The sequence below is a fragment of the Psychroflexus lacisalsi genome, from assembly GCF_020164495.1.
Taxonomy (GTDB): Bacteria; Bacteroidota; Bacteroidia; order Flavobacteriales; family Flavobacteriaceae; genus Psychroflexus; species Psychroflexus lacisalsi.
Genome location: NZ_JAIQYZ010000044.1, coordinates 1 through 255 on the forward strand (window position 1 = coordinate 1; position 255 = coordinate 255).

General features: G+C 51.4%; 1 rRNA gene. It reads left to right on the forward strand.

Annotation, left to right across the window (positions count from 1 at the left end):
• Positions 1-255 (forward strand): 16S ribosomal RNA (locus tag LB449_RS13895); the annotation flags it as partial.

The following is a 255-nucleotide window of genomic DNA, read 5'->3' on the forward strand; positions in this document are numbered from 1 at the left end:
AACACCTTTTTCTTCGGACAAATTGCAAGGTGCTGCATGGTTGTCGTCAGCTCGTGCCGTGAGGTGTCAGGTTAAGTCCTATAACGAGCGCAACCCCTTTGGTTAGTTACCAGCATGTAATGATGGGAACTCTAGCCATACTGCCAGTGTAAACTGTGAGGAAGGTGGGGATGACGTCAAATCATCACGGCCCTTACGTCCTGGGCTACACACGTGCTACAATGGTAGGGACAGAGAGCAGCCACTGGGTGACCA